This window comes from bacterium CG_4_10_14_0_2_um_filter_33_32 (genome assembly GCA_002792735.1).
Classification (GTDB): domain Bacteria; phylum Patescibacteriota; class CPR2_A; order CG2-30-33-46; family CG2-30-33-46; genus CG2-30-33-46.
This window is the reverse complement of sequence record PFOW01000029.1, coordinates 1-17,382: the sequence shown is the minus strand read 5'-3', so window position 1 is coordinate 17,382 and position 17,382 is coordinate 1. Positions and strand designations below refer to the sequence as shown.

Genomic DNA, 17,382 nt, shown 5'->3' with positions numbered 1-17,382 from the left:
TAATATTTCACCCGGCTGCAACCTGCCTATGTCTTTAATATCTAAAATAACCCTTGCAATACCTTCTGCCTTCCCGTAACTTGCAGCTATTCCTTTTAATGGAAATGTATCAAGCTTTTTATCTACTTTTTGCTCTATACTAATATGATCTGGGTCATCGATTATACCCGGAAGCTCCATATCTTCATATTTTTTAAGTTGAATTTTTCTTTCTTCAATTTTCTTAAAAAAATCCTTGTCATAATTTTCGTCGCTTTCTAAATTATTTATTTCAGCCAGATTAAAGAAAAATATATCACTTGAGTCTTTAAGTAATCCTCTTTGGGTTAAATTTTCGCCAATTCTTAAAACGCTCATACGAAGTAAAGCTATATGTTTAACCGCTTCAGATTTAAAATCTTCTCTTGCCTTTAAGGCTATTTGCGCTCTTTTAAGTGCTTTCTTGAAAATATAAAATTTCCATTTTGGCCATTTTTGGTTAAGATCTTCTAACAATTTGAGCTGTTGCATTTTTAATTCTTCTATTTTCTCGTGAGGATTTTTACTATTTGAATTTAAATAATTTTTTAACACATCTATTATAAATGCTGGATCTTCTCGCCAACGAGGCACTGAAAAGTTTAGCTCCTCAGCGCAACGATGGCCATATTCCTTTAAAAATAAATTGAATTTATTATTTATGTCTGAATTGCTTTTTAAAATATCTAAAGCATTATTTACGTTATTAGTATTTAGAAATTGCTCCATTAAAGATTTATCATTTTTTAATAATGCACTAATGTCCCATAACAATAAAAAACCGTCAACGGTAACTATACCTTCACCACCGTCCGATAAGAGAGAATTAGCTTTACTATAATTTTTATCTTCTAACCATTTTTACATATATTTAGGAAAAGAAAATAGGGCAAAAAAGGAACAAAAATAACCGAGATTCCCTTAGAAAACCAGCTTTTAAAAATATTCCAAACTTTTTTATTTAAATTTATTAAAACGCCAAAATCTGTAGTATTAGATATCTCAACTTTAATATTATCCGTCTCTTGTTGCATCCTTAAAAGCTTTCTCATCACAATTTTATACTTCAAAAAAGCTGTACCCAAAACTATAAAGAGTATAAAAAATATTTTAACTTTCTTAAAAAAGGATATTTTTTTAAATATTTCTTTCTTAATGTCTTTCTGCTCACCGCCTAATATATCTTTTACAGAAATAGCATCACTTCCGAATAAACGAGCCAGCATATTCTCTAAAACAGTTAAATTAAAATATAATCTGCCTTTAATACCTTTTAATACTTTGGTATCTTCTGGAACTTTATACCCTGTCGCTTTTTCTAAAAGATTTGAAAACGCCGGCACAAAAAAATCAACAATAAAACTATATACCAAAGGAGGATTTACCCCAGGTAAAACCTCAGCAATATTAGAATTTGTCCATGTGTATTTTCTACTGTTCTTTTCCAAAACACTCCTATGTATATTTAATATATTCTAAACTAGCATGAAACTATTTACCAATTCTTCAGCTTGCATATACATAGATTACTAATATAGATCCTTATTCTTAAAAGGTATTAAGGCAAGAATAACTGCTTCGGTATAATATTTAGTCCTATCAATTACATTATTTGTCAAAATACCGACTGCACCGTTATTTTGCTTTGAATTTATCTTTCCAAAAACTATATCATCGGCCTCGCCTAACTCTTTACCTTGTTTTATAAGCTCGGCAACTCGTTTTGGCAAAAAGAATGTACTTGTTTTGCCTTTACCAAACTTACCATCTGCGGATTTAATCACTACCCAAGCAAAAACTTCCATTTCGCCTTCTTTTTCTTCTATGCCTCCTTCAATACCTACCCAAAAATCCGCCTCTTTAATAACCCTGCAAGAATTCTCTACTCTATTCATAGCACCCCGAAAAGATTCTTTATCTGTATCTGGCTGATCTTTAACCCCAGAAACAGCATTGCATGTATCTATCTCAAATCTTTCGCTTGGAAACATTTTTTGAAAACCCTTTAGAGTAGCGTCAATCTTAACTGGGTTGTTTGAGACGATAATAATTTTTTTCATAAATACTTATCTAGAAAATATCATATTGAATCAATAAATTTAATTAATTTTTGATAATTCTCCGTTAAGAATTATTGGTTGCATTGATTTTATCTCATCGCTATATATCATATCTGGAATTTCATTTAGTAAAAATATTTTTTTGTTAAGAATATGCGCAAATCCCATCTCTAGAAAAGAATTGCCGCCTATATAATTTTTAATTTTATTTTTGTCGAAATTAGCAATTAAAACAGCATCAGAATTTTCTATAACTTTCCAATAAGCTCTAATGGAATCATATTTTATTGCTCTTTTATGTAAATACCCTTTTTCTTTCTCTTGTTTAATCTCCTCTAATGAAAACTCCCCTCTTAAGATTTTTTCAGAGCTTACTGGTATTGAAACATCAAAACCTAACATGGTTAGATCGTCAGCTATTTTTTTTATTTCGTAAGTAAAATTTAGACTTCCACAAATAGCGATTTTCATATAATTATAATTTAATTCTTTCCTTTCGTTCTTGTAAAGTTAGATTATCAAGTTCTGTTAAAAAAGGATCAACTTTAGATAGTTCTTTTGTTTCATCTATTATTTTTTGAATTGCTTCCTTATTATATTTTGTAAATGTTGTAACGTCTTCCGTAAGAAACTGTAGCTGACCTTCTAATTTATCAAGAAATCTAAGTGCTTTGGCTTCATTGGTTTTATATTCATCAAATTCATTCCATAAATCAAAGATTTCCTGACCAGAATCCCCAAGCATTTTTTTGATATTATTTATCGCTGCCTTCTCCTTTAATTTAATATCATTGCTAAGCCTGCTACTGACTATTGATTCTAATCGAGGTATATCCTTTGCCTCAATTTCAACAACATCATGAATAATTGCCATCTTTAGAATTTTGAGGTGGTCAACCTTAATACCTAATTTTGGAACAACCAATATTAGCATTAGCGATAACCGCCAAGTATGATCTGCAACACTTTCTCGACACTTATCGCTTTTTGACGCTAAGCGTAATTCTGTTTTAAGCTTTTCCGTATAGTGTATAAAATCAATTATTTTTTGAGCATCATTCATAATAGTAATTTTACCACATATTATTAGTGAACTTAATCAGGATCATCACACTTTTAATAACAATAAAAAATATTATGGGAGACCTGAAATCAATGTAAGAAAAATTTTGGGGCTTATTTTGTTAGCTTCTGAAAAATCGCTATCACATCGTTTTTCCCAAGAAAATAAGCAGTGACACTAGTAAAGCTAAAAATATTAAAAAATGTTAGTAACGCGCTCTCTGTTGAATAAAGTGCGTTTTTAAAAATAATGGCTAGCAAAGGGACAAATATAGAAACAAAAATTACCTGTGAAGCATTAGCATTTTTCGGAGTATAATATATAAATTTATCCAGTTCATCATCACTCATACGTAAAATAATGACCGTGAGTAAACTTCTCATTAGATTAAACCCGATGAAAATTTGGGTTATTACACTTATAATACAGGCTTCACTAAATTTAGTATCAAGCACATTAAAACCAACAGCGACGGTAAGATAGCAAATAATCATGGTAAGTGTGTATATTAATGGCTTTCTTAAAATAGTTGGTATTTCTTCTTTAGATTTTAAAGTATAGTAGGAACCGATAAACAAAGATGCCAGAACTATGAAAATCAAAATAAACAGTCTGGGGTCAAAAAATTCTGATAACCGATCTAGGATTGCTAAGCGAATATCACCGAAGACTAAAAGTGTTAGAATCATCATCAAGATAATATAATAATCAATTTCACCAAATCGTGGAAAAATTTTGGCAATAAATTTTAGTGACTTTGTATGAAAATCTTCTTTCATCTAATCTCTAAATTAATTATTCTTACACTTAGTCATCTCTACTTTGGTAGATAGATCGGTAACAATACTATATAAACTTAAAAGATTTTAAGATAGGTTCAAGGATATCTTTTTCAGCATTATAGTGGTTTTTATCTTGTACATGAAACAAAATACCATAATCCCTATTATCCTTTTGAAAGTCAATAGTAATTAGCTTAGAATCTTTATTTTGGTTATATTCTTCTTCGCTATACATATCTTTACTAACTCCACAATAAGTAGTTTTATCGGCTTTAACTCCTGCAATAATAATATCACCCTCAAAACAAGTATCACCTACTCCTTCTAATCCATGTATTGTAGCCTCCGCTGATTCAATAGTTAAACTAACAAGATCTTTATCATCGCTACTAGATTTAAAAATAACCCAATTCGTATTACGGTCTTCTATGCCCCAGTCGCTTGGCAAGGTCATAGAATATTTATTTTCTTTATCAGAATATTGAACACCTTCAGGAATCCGCGTGAAAGAAATATTGCTATTGTCTATATATTTACTCTCCTTTGTATTAATTTCATCCTTTAAGGGAGCTGTTTCTTGTATCTTATTAGATTTTTCTGCTACCTTTTTCTTAGACATCTCTAACAGTTTGGCAATTTGTCCCTCTAGTAAATTAATCTGTCCTTTTTGAGTCTCATTGGCCTAATCCATATAATACCAAGTTGTACCTCCTGTAGCGGCAGCGGTAAAGAAAACAATGATCAAAGTAATCAATAACCTTTTCCAATTAAATTTTTCTTTCATTTTTAATACCTAGTTATTGGTTTAATTATACTTATGTGCTGGTAAAAAAGAAAATCTTAGACTTTTTAGGGCATAGTAATATCCTTAATAAAAATAGATGAAACAAAAATGCTAGCGGTACTAAGAAAATTGGAATCATAACCATTGGAAAGAATGTTAAAATATCTGCGGACGGACTAAAAAATAATAGAAGGTTTACTATCATCAACTTTCTTCTCTATCAATCAACCTACATCTTACTAAATCTCGGTACCAGTAAGAGCCATAATCAGTAATACTATTACAACTAATATCGTGGAAAAATAGTAAATCCATGGCTACTTAGCGCGGTAAAAATAATACAAAATACCAATGCTGATAAAACCACTTAACGAAAAAACAGCTATTGGCAAACGGTATAAAAACATACCAATAATAGCCAGAACAACAGCTACTGGCACAACCAAGAAAGTAGCTTTATAAATTTCTTTGAGTTTTGACTTAAACACAAACCAAGAAACTATGGCAATAATTAAACTAACCACAATTATCATAAGCGGCATAAACCATTGATTTGTCATTACAAAGTCATCTGGAAAAAATTTTAAAACTAAATTAATAATTAACGCGTAAAAAAGGAAAGTAAGATTTAACAATATAAAACCAAAAATAACCACTATTAAAGCAAGCAGAATGTTTTTAATATAAGGATTTTGAAGTATTTTTTTACACATTGAGCCTCCTTATTAAATTATATCACTTTCACAATTCAAATCTTGGTGGACTTTGTGAGGTTGAACTGGAATCAGATTATACAAGGATTGAAGACTTGGTAAGAGTCAAAAGAGTTACAGAAATCTCAATCTATTTATCCCAACTTTTATGTCCATCGCCGGTAATTGGAATGGTTTCTCCCAAAAATTTTGGCTTGGTGTGAAAAATAATTTTTATAAATGAATCAAAATCAGCTGGTATTTCGCGAACATAGTTTTTAGAAATATCCTTAAAAGTGTGACGATCAGCCTTAAGACCATAAGCCTCTAAACCAAGCGCTTTTCCAATATAAACTGCTCTTGGCAGATGGAATTCCTGAGTGGTAATTGTTAATGATTTAACTTTAAAAATGTCTCTTGCTCGATAAAGACTATCATAAGTATTGAAACCTGCATGATCTAAAAAAATATCAAAAGCACTAACTCCATTAGCTAATAAATAATCTTTTATAGCGTTAACCTCATCATAATTTTTTGTGCCATGATCTCCGCTTACTAAAATTTTATTGGCTAATTTGTTTTTATATAAATCAAGGGCTGTATCAACTCTGTCTTTTAATATATCGCATAGCTTCCCATTATCTAGAACTTTTGCGCCTAATATTAAAACGGCTTCAGTTTTAGGAATATCGTGATAATTACTATATCTATAAGGTTTAGTAAAAGCGTTTACTTGCCAATAAATTAACAGCACTATTGCAAACAAGAGAGATACCATTATTAAAATAATAATTGATAATTTCTTGAGCCATTTAAATAATTTTTTCAACTTATTATTTTTTTCATAAATCTAAATACCTAAATAATACTTTAACCCCGATCTCTCCATTGTAGGCCAAGCCAGCTTAATCCATCACCAAGATGGCTTTTCCAAAAGTTCCAATCATGTGCACCTGATGTAACTGTAAGCTGGTTATTGATATCGACCCTATCTAGTGATTTTTTCAGTTTATAATTATCCTCAATAAACGCAGAGGAATCATCGCTACCAATAGTTAGCCAAATTTTGAGATTTTTAGTTTTTAGTTTACTAATATATGTTAGCGGAGAGTTATTATCAATAACCTCTTTAGAATTTTGGATTAAAGACGGACTTGAATATGTAAGCAGGTGACCATAACCAGAAAATGACATAACTTCTCCAAAAACATCTTGATGTTTCAATCCAATGTTAAGGGAGCCAAAGCCACCTGCTGAGTTGCCACCGATTGCACGAAATTTAGAATCGTTTTTGGTTCGATATTTCTTAGTAATTAGCTCTACTAGATCTTTATAAATTAAATCTTCATTTAATTCACTTCCATCAGCAGCATTGATGTACTGAGTATGATGATTTTTACTACCATTGCCATCAGGAAGAACAACAACCAATGGTTCAATAATATTATTATCAATTGCCTCATCCAGAGTTTTTTGGACCTCCCCTTTATTTAACCAGTCAGTTTCGTCGCCTCCTTTACCATGTAATAAATATAAAGTCGGGTAAGTTGTTTGTATATTTGTATCATAGTCTTTAGGCAAATACACCTCCACTCTTCGAGAACTTTGACCAAAAGGTATATTAAATTTTTCAATACGTGATGTATCTTTATTCCAAATTGATTGCCAAGTTTCTGTTTGTTCAGTTGTTTTATCCTTAGGTTGAAAAAAAGAAAAAACGAAAGAGAAATTAGATAAAATAAGTAAAATAATAGCACCGAAAGAAATAAAAACAATTATTATAGTTAGTATGATTTTTTTATGCGCTCGAGTAGATTTCATAGCATTATTATAGACTTATAACTTTTATTTCTTTATAGTTCCTTACATTAACTTTAAGTTCTTTTTTCATGATAGGATCAGTTAATACTTTTGGATGTAAATTTTTCCCACTTGCCTTCTGAAACCACTTCTAGCTTGTCGCCATCTACGACGATTGCTGTATTATCATCAAGAGCATAAATAGTTGTTTTGAATTTTTTTACCATATTTTTGAGATTTTTATCATCATATTCCAAGCAATCCTTCCGCATAAAGTGGGGGCGAATACTAAAATTAATAAATCTCATTCCATTATCACCTTTGAATCTCGGTATTTCCTTTGAATAATATTTTGCAAAGGTTTTGGTTGTTAATTTTTCGCCCATTACAATTGAGCCTGCACTCGAACCTATGTAGATTCTTTTTTTTAACAAAGATGGAAGAATTTTATCTAATCCTGTTTTCTTTATAGAATACATCAAGTGATAAGTATTTCCTCCGATAAAATATAATACATCAGATTGTTTAAACTGCTTTAGCCAAATATCTCTGGGTATGGCCGTAAAATCAACGATATCGATTTGGGCAAAACCCATCTCTTTAAATCGAATAAGCTCATTAACCAGCCACGATTTATCTCCTGTTGTTACGTTTGCTGCTGTCGGGATAAAAGCTAGCTTCACCTTTGTTATTGGTTTCTCCAAAAGCTTCTGAAAAGCTTTTTTAATTGATTTATTAGAAAATCCTTCTGATGTGAGTAATAGTTTCATAATTATTCCTTGGTGGATCTGACCGGAATTCCGTCAGAGGCGGATAAACTCCCCGACGACTCATATTTTACATTGACCATTTTATTGGTGGAGATAGCGGGACTTGAACCCGCGACCTCTTGCATGCCATGCAAGCGCTCTGGCCAACTGAGCTATATCCCCAATACATATTACCCTCGACCTGTCGCCTAGGCGACCGCGCTACCAACTGCGCCACAGGCCCGAATCACAAAATATTTTATCACGAAAGATCAGATTTAAAAAATATTATTGATTGATTAGATTATTATATTCAGAAATGTATTTATTTATTTCTTCAATCAAAGCATTATAATTATTCGCAGCTTTATTGTACTGATTAATCAAAGAGCTGTACTGATTATATTTCCTCTTATATTTAGCATAAACGGTATTATAAGAATTATAGTTACTTAGTGTTGGAGAAGATTTATATAGGTTCTCGGCTTGTTTAACCTCTGTTTCATAAGAGGCAACTTCATTGCTCATTTGGGTTAATTCTTGTTTCTGTTTCTCGATTGCTTTCTGAGATACAACAATTTCACCGTTTTTAGAGTTGATTATATCGATAAGTTCTTTTATCCTGTCCTCTGTTTTTGCAATCTGGATAATCCTTTCATAATCCATGCCATCCGAGACCTTAATGGTTTTAGATGGATTAGATATATTCCCCTGTTGTATCTCCGGCAAAATTTTAAATTTCCCTAAATCTTTATATGTATTAGGAACTTTATAATCATTATTTGAAAAATCTATCTCAAGCTTTTTTGCTAATCCGTTTTCCGTATCAATATTAGGTAATTGACCAACTTTATAACCAATATTTGTTGTTTCAATATAACTATATCCGGAATCAAAAGAAGAATAACCAAATGGAACTTTTACGCCAACCGCCATATGGCGTTCCTTATCAAATAAGAATAAAGAAGAACCGTAACCTAATTCTTTAATAATTGCTGAAGTTAAATAAGATTTATCAGTACAAATACCTTGATTGTCATAAAGCGTCTCGTATGGAAATCTGCCGGCAATTTCTTGAAATTCATTTGATGTTACATAGTTTCCACTGGTAGATAAAACTTTTTGGGCTTTTTCTTGGTCATAAGGAATAGATTGAACAAAACAGTTTGCTAGATCTAATGTCTGATCGCCGGATAAATTCTTTTCTTTTCCTTTTAGTTTTATATCGTCTGCTAATTTTTTAATTACATTATCTTCCGGATATGAAAATACAAATGACTGGTATTCATCTTTAGATGTTATATCTCTCTTTTTAGGATCGCTTGCATAATAGCCATCAACGCTTTTATAAAGTGTTTCATCAATTGTAAGCGTGTTTCCTTTATAATTACAGGTTAGAGCCACTTGCTTAGGATTCTCTAAAGAAGGGAATTTCCGAAAGTAATTGTTGATGTTTAAAAGCTCGGGCTTAAAAAAATATAAATAAGACAAAAAAACAATCAATAAGATTGCAATGAATGAAATAAATTTTCCAAATTTGCCTAAAATTTGTTCCGCCTTATTCAATAGTATTTGCTAAATTATAAATCGGCATCATTATTTGAGAGACTGCGATAGTATAATAAATCATTGGAAAAGATAATAATAAAAAGATAAATACAATACCAACAAATGATTGACTACCTTTGAATATCTTCTTTTTTCTTAAAAAATAGCCATAAAAGATTGCAAAGACTATAATAGCGAATAAAACTGATGCTAGTAACCATAAGTTACTACTAGGATTCATACCATTTTCTAAAAATAATTGTTTGAGCTCAGGAATCACAAGAAAAAAAAGCCACCCAAAATACAATGCATAGGCAACCATCTCCATAATCCCTAAAGTCATCAAAAAATTAGGTAATATACGGTTAAATGTTTCTCTTTTAGCAATAAATAACCAAACCGGTAGCAAAAATCCCAGTGGCACAAAAACAGCAATAAAACACAGTATTACTGGTCTTTCGTAAAATGGTAATGTTGGCTTTATTCTATTTTGTTTTAAGATTTTTTCGAGTTCTTGCTGATTTTGTTCCATGATTAGATCTTACTCAACAGTAACGCTTTTTGCAAGATTTCTAGGCTTATCAACATCGTAGTTTCTTAAAACTGCAGTATGATATGCAAAAAGTTGCAAAGGAATAACAGCCAAAAGAGGTGAAAGCATTTCTAAAGTTTCTGGAATAAAAATTACATCATCTACTTTTTTAGATATTTCATCGTCCCCCTCTGTGGCAATTACCAAGACTTTTCCGTTTCTTGCCTTTATCTCTTCAATGTTTGATAAAGTTTTATGAATAAGGTCATCTTTTGGGGCTACAAAAACCGAAAGAAAATTTTCATCTATCAAAGCAATCGGCCCATGTTTCATTTCTGCCGATGGATAAGCTTCGGCATGCGAATAAGCAACTTCGGTAAGTTTTAGCGCCCCCTCTTCTGCTGACGGATAACTGATTCTTCTGCCTAAAAAGAAAACATTTCTAAAATTGTTATATTTTTTAGCAAGCTCCTGTATAGATGGCGACATTTTTAAAATTTGGTTAATTTTATCTGGTATTTCTTCAAGCTCTTTTAAGATTTTTTGTCCGCCTAAAACTGATATTGTCCTAAGTCTTCCCAAGAGAACTGCCAAGAGCACCATCACTGCTACTTGCGAAGTAAATGCTTTAGTTGAAGCCACTGCTATTTCAGGGCCTGCGTGAGTATAAATACCCCCATCAACCTCTCTGGCAATAGTTGAACCAACCACATTTATAATACCCAATGTTTTAGCGCCCTTTTTCTTCGCTTCTCTTAAGGCTGCGAGAGTATCAGCAGTTTCTCCAGATTGGCTTATAACAACCACAAGCGTTTTATCGGAAATAATAGGATTTCGATATCTAAATTCCGAACTAAATTCCACCTCTGTTGGAATTTTTACATACTCTTCCAAGAGATATTCTCCAACGAGTCCCGCAAACCTGGCCGTACCGCAAGCGATGATTACAATTCTATCAATATTCTGAAGATATTCTATGGTTAAGTTTAGTCCTCCAAAATTTACTGATCCCTGTTCATAATTAATCCTGCCTCTTAAAGCATTTTTTATTGTCTCAGGTTGCTCAAAAATTTCCTTGAGCATAAAATGATCAAATCCCTGTTTCTGAATATCTTCAGCGCTCCAAGTAATCTCATCTATCTTTTTATCTTTTAATTTATTTTCAAGATCGTAAGTTTTAATCCCATCACTGTTTATTTCAGCTATTTCCCCATCTTCCAAATAAATTACTTTTTGGGTGTATTTTAAAATAGCCGAGACATCAGATGCGACAAATAGTTCGTCTTCGCCAACTCCAACTATAAGAGGGCTTCCTAAGCGGGCGGCTATTATTCTTTTTGGATCTTTTTTAGAAATTACAGCCAAGCCATAAGTACCTACCACTTGGCTTAAAGATTTTCTCACTGCCTCCAATAAATCACCGTTAAAATTTTCTTCGATTAGATGAGCTAAAACTTCGCTGTCTGTTTGGGAAAAAAATTTGTGACCTTTTTCTTCAAGTTTTTTCTTTAACCCGTTATAGTTTTCAATAATACCATTATGAACCAAGGCTATATTTCTTGAACAATCAAAATGAGGATGAGCGTTTTCTTCTGTTGGTGTTCCATGAGTAGCCCAACGGGTGTGAGCAATACCAATAACACAATTCTCATCATCATTCATAATCTTTTCTAGGTTCTCTATCTTACCAACAGCTTTTTTACAAGAAATCCCATTATTATTTAAAATCGCATAGCCACAAGAATCGTAGCCTCTATATTCTAACCTTTTAAGCCCTTCAATTAATATTGGTAATGCTTGTTTTTTTCCTATATAACCAATGATTCCGCACATAAAACCTCTAAATTAGGTATCAAAATTATATTGCAATCACAATAAATTTCAATAATTATTTAAGCGATAATAATAATTCTGCCGTCCTCGAAACGACCAGTTCTTTTACCTATTTTTATTTTGTAACCATCTTTTATTTTCATTCTCTCCAAGCCTTTTATCAAACCTGAAGCAGAGATAACCCTCTGTAATCTTGCTACGGCCTCAGTATTGTCAGGGTTAGTTTGCGAGGCTAGTCTTTCTAGTCTCCTACCAGTAACTATATAGACGCCTGATTCTTTTGAAATTTCAAAAGATCTTAATAATCTCTCGGCAGGCTTGAATACCTTTTTCTTCTCTGTAACAAAAACGGGTCTTTTTAATAACTTTAACTCTTTTACTATTTTGAAAAGTAAATTATTGATACCCTCTTTTGTGACAGAAGAAATAAAAAATAGAGGAGTTTTAGTTATCTTTCTTAATTCTTTTTCTAATTTTGACTTTTGACTTTTGACTTTTGACTTTTCTATCGTATCAATTTTGTTGATTGCTACAACTTCTGGCTTTTTTAAAAGTGCTGAATTATACATCTTTAATTCATTTCTAATAGTTTTATAGTCACCTACGATGTCAGGAGACGTAATATCCAAAAGATGCACCACCAGTCTTGATCTCTCTATGTGTCTTAAGAATTTATCCCCCAAGCCCTTGCCTAAATAAGCATCTTTGATAAGACCTGGTACATCTACAACAACAAAACTGAAATTATCAACCGCTGCTACACCAAGGTTAGGAATAATTGTTGTAAAAGGATAATCTGCAATCTTTGGTTTGGCATTAGATACAACAGAGATTAATGTAGATTTTCCAGAACTTGGAATTCCAATAATTGCAACATCAGCAACAAGTTTAAGCTCTAGCCTTAATTCACTTTCTTCGCCGGGCTCTCCAAGCTCAACCATTTGAGGAGCTTGATTAGTTGATGTGGCAAAATGCGCGTTACCAAAACCGCCCCTGCCGCCTTTGGCTACTTCTACTATTTCATTATCCTCTGAAAGGTCGTATAAAAGCTCGTTTGTCTTATTATCAAAAACCATTGTTCCTAGAGGAACTTCTAAAATTAATTCTTCGCCATTTTTCCCGTGTCTGTCATTTCTTCCTCCGTTACCTCCGTTTTCTGCAGAAAAGTTTTTCTTTGTAATAAAAAAAGCCAAGGTTCCCAAGCTAGAATCTGCCTTAAAAGATACAGAACCTCCACGTCCGCCATCACCTCCATCTGGTCCGCCTTTTGCTTTATATCGTTCGTGCCTGAAACTTACAACACCGTTTCCGCCATCACCTGCTTTCATTTTTATTTTTGCTATATCATAAAACATTTTTTACCTTATTATTTTCGAATTAAAATATTTTTCTTGAAAATATGTAATCTCTTGGATATTTTTATCAGTAAAATTTGTACCATCAGGCACAACTACAAGCTTGTCATCATTATCATCTTCTCTTTCTATAATAACAATGCATTTTCCTTTAAAATTCTTTATAGGTTTATTGATACCTAATATATAAACACCTATCTCTTCTCCATCCAAGCCCTTTATGCCGGGTATATATCCATAATTAATAGGATAAATATAAGAATGCTTTGGGTGCTTTGATCCTTTTGGTCTATCGATTTTTACTTCTATTATCTTACCAATATAATGACTTAACTTATTGTAATAAGGCGCGATTTTAAAAGTTAAGATAAATGCAAAAACTATCGCAAATCCGCACATTATTGAAGCAACGGCAATTCTAGAACCAGCAATAAATATATAAACCAAGGAAAGTGGTAAAACAAAAGATAAATATCCTATGATAAACCAAAAAAGAATCTTTTTGAGAATTGTATTTTTGATTTTCCCTTTTATTCCTTCAAACGCTTCCCACATAGCTAAAAATAAAAAACCGAAATAATAAAATCCATAAAATACATAAAGCCCTCTTGAGCCATTAAAAATTACATAGTTTCCCCCACATACCGCACCTTCGATAGACTTAGGCATTAAAAGATAATACAAAGCAAACCCGGCGGCAAATACATACCCCATCTTTATAAAGACAGAAGTTCGCTTAACTATTGATACCAAATATAACCCCAATACCGGTAACAAAGTGATGGAAAAAAATCCAACCCTTGACCAGAAAAGAGGATTAGAATTCCTACAGATATAAAATTCTGAAAGCTGAAAAATCCCCAATAATAAAAGAGTTGCAATAACACCTCTCCCAAATCTTGTTGTTCGATATTTAAAATAAGAATAACCTGCCAAAATAAATTCAACAGTAAAAGTAGCTAACATTATTTCTGGGGAAAAACAGAAAAGGTTTTTCTGACTTTTCTTTTTATTAAAAATTAAACTTATCATATTTAAATTTTAGCAATAAAAAGTGATATTATAAAGTCGTATGGAAAAAATAAAAATTGCAAAATATTTAGCCTCAAGCGGATTATGCTCCAGAAGGAAATGCGAAGAACTTATAAAAAGCGGCGCTATTAAAGTTAACAGAACATTAGCAAAAGTTGCAGATAGAATTAATCCTAAACAAGACACTATCGAAATCGGCAATAAAAAAATCAAACCGCAAGAAAAAGTCTACTATTTATTATATAAACCTGTAGGATATGTAACGACAACTAAAGATAAACATGCACAATATTTAATAACCGACCTTGCACCAAAAAATCCGCCTGTTTGGCCAGTTGGAAGATTAGATAAATTTACTTCAGGCTTAATTATTCTAACTAACGATGGAGAACTCACCCAAAAGCTGACTCACCCAAAATATGAAAAAGAAAAAGAATATTCAATTATCACCAATAAACCATTAGCACAAGAAGAAATTATAAAAATCAAAAAAGGCGTAAAACTAGAAGATGGTTTTATAAAACCTGATTTATTTGAAGAAACATCAAAAAATAATTATAAAATGATTTTGCATTCAGGCAAAAAAAGAATCGTGCGGAGAATTATCGAAAATTTTGGCAAAAAAGTTTCGCAGCTTAAAAGAGTAAGAGTTGACAATCTTACCTTGGAAAATCTAAAAATCGGACAATATAGAAAATTGGATCAGAAGAAAATTAATAATTTATTGGAAAAGTAAATTTAAAAATTTTTATAAAATAACATTTCTATCTCTACTAAAAAATGATCTATTTAACTTATAATTAAAACTATTTGTTAGTGTCTTTAGTTTTGGATAGTAAATAAATCATACCACCTAAGCATATCAGAAATATACCCAGACCAATTGGTGAACTCCAGCCGAAAATTAAAAGTAAATTATCCATTTGAAGCACCTCCTTTAGTAATTCGCTGCAATAATAATAACATTTTTTACTAAGCTAATCATCTCAGGGACTGCTTCTGTTCATTAGCTAATCTTTTTGACTTCGTTTAAAAAAATAAACTTTTAGTTGGAATTTTTATGTTTATTTTTTTCCTTAACGACAAATCGTTAATCTATCTTTGCGAAAAGAATAACATAATTTTTTCCGTATACTTTAGCGCATTTTGGACAAGTGGTATAAGAAAAATACAATTTCTTTAACTCCTTGCCCTTACTTTTAGTGTATTCTGCCATTTCCTGTGCCCACTTACCGGCATTCTGATAAGGACCTTCAAAAACCTTTGTTAAAAAAGTACCAGAAAGAGTTGCCATTTGAGCGCCGGGAACTTCCTTAGTAACATCAATATAAATGTCAGCACCCCATAAAGATTTTTCATCAGTCAGCATTAATTGATAGGGTGCTTTAGCTTGAGCTTTTTCAATTAGCGCCATGTTTTTGATAATTTTCCCACCCATATTTAGTGGTATATGCAGAAAACTTGTTACATGATCTTTAACAAAAAGTTTATTATCCCATGTGATCTCTTTATCTTGCCAAGGCTCAGGATCAAATGGTTCACAGCAACCAGTTGATTGAATTTGATTTTCCATAATTTTACTCCTTATCAATTAATTATATGCACTATTTAATAGAATATCTTTGATAATTAATCCTATAAGTTCACTCCTAACCATTACTATTTGATTATAAGATTTCTTCGATTTTGGACATATTTTTATCGATTTCCTTTTGCTCGGTTGTGTGTCTTACACAACATTTGACAATTTTTTGCCGAAGTTGCGCCACCCTTACTCCAAGCCGCTACATGATCGGCGTCCATTTCGCTCAAACTCCAAATTTTCTCTTTGTTTGCGTCGTGTCCAATAGCACAATGCGGGCAGTTTGATTCGCCTTTTTTCTCTGCTTTAGCGGTTTGTGTTGCATAAACCGCTTTTTTGGTTGCTTCATCAAAAATTCGAACTCCAAGCAATTTGGTATCAACAGAGCCACCTAGAATAAACTCAAAAATACCTTTGCGATTTTTGATATACGGATCACCGTAGAGCTTGTGCACCTCGGCTGATATTTTAACTGGGTTATATGATTTTTTGTGATACTCCTCGTAAAGTCGTCCCCACTCAAGCCCGCGCATCTCGCTTTCTACATCGGTAAACACACTAGAGATCCAATCAATCACACTGTTGAAATATTTTTTTAACTCAGTAATATTTTTGTCAAAGCGATGACGGCTCATATAATCGCCAATATCGCCTTTACTTACCCAATCAAGAGCACATTCCAAAAATTCCTGTCTGTTGGCACTACCCGATACATACGCGCTCCATTTCTGGACATTGGCATTTTGGCTATTACTAAACTCGGCTTTAGCAAGGGTAACAAACGGACCAGAGTATACGGCGTTAAACAGTTCCTGATCATTCAAAGGCACGCCGGCGATGTTAATTGTTTTGAACCACTCTTTTATTTCGCTTTCTGTGCCTTCGCATTCATAAATAAGCAATTTTGTTTCTAAAATTTTGGCTTGTTTGTCTTTTGCCATACCGCTAAAATATTGCTCCATGCCATTTTCGTCTTTAATGGCGAATTTGTCGGTGATAAATCGCCCAAGACTTGTGATACGCTGTTGTCCGTCCAAAACTTCCAGATTATCTTCGCTGACTTTATTAAAATAAATCAAGCCTATTGGGTAACCTTTGAGTATTGATTCAATAACGGCCATCTCTCTTTTTCCGCCGTCGGAGGCATAGATATAGTTACGCTGATACTCTGGCTGGATAGTTAATTTACCAGATAAACCAAACAAGCCCTTACCTTCAAGTTCGTTATAAACAAACCCTTCGCAAATATCTTTAACTGTAATGTTAGTCTTTAAAATTGTTTTCATATTATTTTTTCTTGTGTTTTATTAAAATACGCGCATAAACGATTGAAAGTGGTCCATCTGCGTTATCTGCTGTGTAATAAATATCGATTGGTACATTATCAAGCTTGATGGTAGCCCGAGTGTTAGCTTTACTTCCATTCGACACACTTCCATTCAGATTGTGCTGTATCGGATTTTTATATCTCTTTGATGGTCTGCACTCAAACTCATCCCTTCCAGATGTTAAACCTACTATTTTAAATTGCTCTGGATTATGTTTATCAAGA

20 protein-coding genes and 1 tRNA gene are annotated in these 17,382 nt (G+C 32.4%); 1 reads left to right on the top strand and 20 read right to left on the bottom strand.

What is annotated here, in order from left to right:
- The 17 genes from COX95_02085 to COX95_02005 form a co-directional block, all read right to left on the bottom strand.
- On the bottom strand, nucleotides 1-792 hold a 792-nt coding region (locus COX95_02085), incomplete at its 3' end, for a hypothetical protein (GenBank protein ID PIZ86156.1).
- Between the two features lie 77 nt (nucleotides 793-869).
- Nucleotides 870-1,466, bottom strand: a complete 597-nt coding sequence (locus COX95_02080) for a hypothetical protein (protein PIZ86155.1) — start codon at nucleotides 1,464-1,466, stop codon at nucleotides 870-872.
- Nucleotides 1,467-1,547: 81 nt separating this feature from the next.
- Complete coding sequence (locus COX95_02075) at nucleotides 1,548-2,078, bottom strand: inositol monophosphatase (GenBank protein ID PIZ86154.1); 531 nt, start codon at nucleotides 2,076-2,078, stop codon at nucleotides 1,548-1,550.
- A gap of 39 nt (nucleotides 2,079-2,117) precedes the next feature.
- Nucleotides 2,118-2,549, bottom strand: a complete 432-nt coding sequence (locus tag COX95_02070) for a hypothetical protein (protein ID PIZ86153.1) — start codon at nucleotides 2,547-2,549, stop codon at nucleotides 2,118-2,120.
- A gap of 4 nt (nucleotides 2,550-2,553) precedes the next feature.
- Complete coding sequence (locus COX95_02065) at nucleotides 2,554-3,141, bottom strand: HAD family hydrolase (GenBank protein ID PIZ86152.1); 588 nt, start codon at nucleotides 3,139-3,141, stop codon at nucleotides 2,554-2,556.
- Between the two features lie 113 nt (nucleotides 3,142-3,254).
- Nucleotides 3,255-3,920: a hypothetical protein gene (locus COX95_02060; protein PIZ86151.1), complete on the bottom strand. Its 666-nt coding sequence runs from the start codon at nucleotides 3,918-3,920 to the stop codon at nucleotides 3,255-3,257.
- A 67-nt stretch (nucleotides 3,921-3,987) separates the two neighbouring features.
- Nucleotides 3,988-4,542: a hypothetical protein gene (locus tag COX95_02055; GenBank protein ID PIZ86150.1), complete on the bottom strand. Its 555-nt coding sequence runs from the start codon at nucleotides 4,540-4,542 to the stop codon at nucleotides 3,988-3,990.
- Between the two features lie 482 nt (nucleotides 4,543-5,024).
- Complete coding sequence (locus tag COX95_02050; GenBank protein ID PIZ86149.1) at nucleotides 5,025-5,420, bottom strand: hypothetical protein; 396 nt, start codon at nucleotides 5,418-5,420, stop codon at nucleotides 5,025-5,027.
- A gap of 130 nt (nucleotides 5,421-5,550) precedes the next feature.
- Nucleotides 5,551-6,177 carry a hypothetical protein gene (locus COX95_02045; GenBank protein PIZ86148.1) on the bottom strand — a complete coding sequence of 209 codons (627 nt, stop codon included), beginning with the start codon at nucleotides 6,175-6,177 and terminating at the stop codon, nucleotides 5,551-5,553.
- Between the two features lie 92 nt (nucleotides 6,178-6,269).
- Complete coding sequence (locus COX95_02040) at nucleotides 6,270-7,220, bottom strand: hypothetical protein (GenBank protein PIZ86147.1); 951 nt, start codon at nucleotides 7,218-7,220, stop codon at nucleotides 6,270-6,272.
- 77 nt (nucleotides 7,221-7,297) lie between these two features.
- The gene (locus COX95_02035; protein ID PIZ86146.1) at nucleotides 7,298-7,969 is read right to left on the bottom strand and encodes a hypothetical protein; all 672 of its coding nucleotides are present in this window, start codon (nucleotides 7,967-7,969) and stop codon (nucleotides 7,298-7,300) included.
- Nucleotides 7,970-8,054: 85 nt separating this feature from the next.
- Nucleotides 8,055-8,131, bottom strand: a tRNA-Ala gene (locus COX95_02030).
- A gap of 105 nt (nucleotides 8,132-8,236) precedes the next feature.
- Nucleotides 8,237-9,520, bottom strand: a complete 1,284-nt coding sequence (locus tag COX95_02025) for a hypothetical protein (GenBank protein PIZ86145.1) — start codon at nucleotides 9,518-9,520, stop codon at nucleotides 8,237-8,239.
- Nucleotides 9,507-10,028: a hypothetical protein gene (locus COX95_02020; protein PIZ86144.1), complete on the bottom strand. Its 522-nt coding sequence runs from the start codon at nucleotides 10,026-10,028 to the stop codon at nucleotides 9,507-9,509. The genes COX95_02025 and COX95_02020 overlap by 14 nt, the downstream gene beginning before the upstream one ends.
- 9 nt (nucleotides 10,029-10,037) lie before the next feature.
- Nucleotides 10,038-11,861, bottom strand: a complete 1,824-nt coding sequence (gene glmS, locus COX95_02015) for a glutamine--fructose-6-phosphate transaminase (isomerizing) (protein ID PIZ86143.1) — start codon at nucleotides 11,859-11,861, stop codon at nucleotides 10,038-10,040.
- A 59-nt stretch (nucleotides 11,862-11,920) separates the two neighbouring features.
- Nucleotides 11,921-13,216 (bottom strand): GTPase ObgE, encoded by a 1,296-nt coding sequence (locus tag COX95_02010; protein ID PIZ86142.1) that lies wholly within the window; start codon nucleotides 13,214-13,216, stop codon nucleotides 11,921-11,923.
- Nucleotides 13,217-13,219: 3 nt separating this feature from the next.
- A complete protein-coding gene (locus COX95_02005) occupies nucleotides 13,220-13,570 on the bottom strand; it encodes an inorganic pyrophosphatase (GenBank protein ID PIZ86157.1) in 351 nt (116 codons plus the stop codon).
- Between the two features lie 718 nt (nucleotides 13,571-14,288).
- Here COX95_02005 and COX95_02000 point away from each other — a divergent pair.
- Nucleotides 14,289-14,984, top strand: a complete 696-nt coding sequence (locus tag COX95_02000; GenBank protein PIZ86141.1) for a pseudouridine synthase — start codon at nucleotides 14,289-14,291, stop codon at nucleotides 14,982-14,984.
- A 354-nt stretch (nucleotides 14,985-15,338) separates the two neighbouring features.
- On the opposite strand, the gene COX95_01995 is transcribed toward COX95_02000, so the two are convergent.
- The 3 genes from COX95_01995 to COX95_01985 form a co-directional block, all read right to left on the bottom strand.
- On the bottom strand, nucleotides 15,339-15,821 hold the full coding sequence (locus COX95_01995) for a hypothetical protein (protein ID PIZ86140.1): 483 nt from the start codon (nucleotides 15,819-15,821) through the stop codon (nucleotides 15,339-15,341).
- 125 nt (nucleotides 15,822-15,946) lie between these two features.
- The gene (locus COX95_01990) at nucleotides 15,947-17,116 is read right to left on the bottom strand and encodes an HNH endonuclease (GenBank protein ID PIZ86139.1); all 1,170 of its coding nucleotides are present in this window, start codon (nucleotides 17,114-17,116) and stop codon (nucleotides 15,947-15,949) included.
- A gap of 1 nt (nucleotide 17,117) precedes the next feature.
- The coding region (locus COX95_01985; protein ID PIZ86138.1) for a modification methylase at nucleotides 17,118-17,382 on the bottom strand (265 nt) is incomplete at its 5' end.

Coding starts and splice junctions, on each gene's coding strand:
- COX95_02075 (PIZ86154.1), bottom strand. CDS start 2,078: ATGAAAAAAATTATTATCGTCTCAAACAACCCAGTTAAGATTGACGCT.
- COX95_02070 (PIZ86153.1), bottom strand. CDS start 2,549: ATGAAAATCGCTATTTGTGGAAGTCTAAATTTTACTTACGAAATAAAA.
- COX95_02065 (PIZ86152.1), bottom strand. CDS start 3,141: ATGAATGATGCTCAAAAAATAATTGATTTTATACACTATACGGAAAAG.
- COX95_02060 (PIZ86151.1), bottom strand. CDS start 3,920: ATGAAAGAAGATTTTCATACAAAGTCACTAAAATTTATTGCCAAAATT.
- COX95_02055 (PIZ86150.1), bottom strand. CDS start 4,542: ATGTCTAAGAAAAAGGTAGCAGAAAAATCTAATAAGATACAAGAAACA.
- COX95_02050 (PIZ86149.1), bottom strand. CDS start 5,420: ATGTGTAAAAAAATACTTCAAAATCCTTATATTAAAAACATTCTGCTT.
- COX95_02045 (PIZ86148.1), bottom strand. CDS start 6,177: ATGGTATCTCTCTTGTTTGCAATAGTGCTGTTAATTTATTGGCAAGTA.
- COX95_02040 (PIZ86147.1), bottom strand. CDS start 7,220: ATGAAATCTACTCGAGCGCATAAAAAAATCATACTAACTATAATAATT.
- COX95_02035 (PIZ86146.1), bottom strand. CDS start 7,969: ATGAAACTATTACTCACATCAGAAGGATTTTCTAATAAATCAATTAAA.
- COX95_02020 (PIZ86144.1), bottom strand. CDS start 10,028: ATGGAACAAAATCAGCAAGAACTCGAAAAAATCTTAAAACAAAATAGA.
- glmS (PIZ86143.1), bottom strand. CDS start 11,861: ATGTGCGGAATCATTGGTTATATAGGAAAAAAACAAGCATTACCAATA.
- COX95_02010 (PIZ86142.1), bottom strand. CDS start 13,216: ATGTTTTATGATATAGCAAAAATAAAAATGAAAGCAGGTGATGGCGGA.
- COX95_02000 (PIZ86141.1), top strand. CDS start 14,289: ATGGAAAAAATAAAAATTGCAAAATATTTAGCCTCAAGCGGATTATGC.
- COX95_01995 (PIZ86140.1), bottom strand. CDS start 15,821: ATGGAAAATCAAATTCAATCAACTGGTTGCTGTGAACCATTTGATCCT.
- COX95_01990 (PIZ86139.1), bottom strand. CDS start 17,116: ATGAAAACAATTTTAAAGACTAACATTACAGTTAAAGATATTTGCGAA.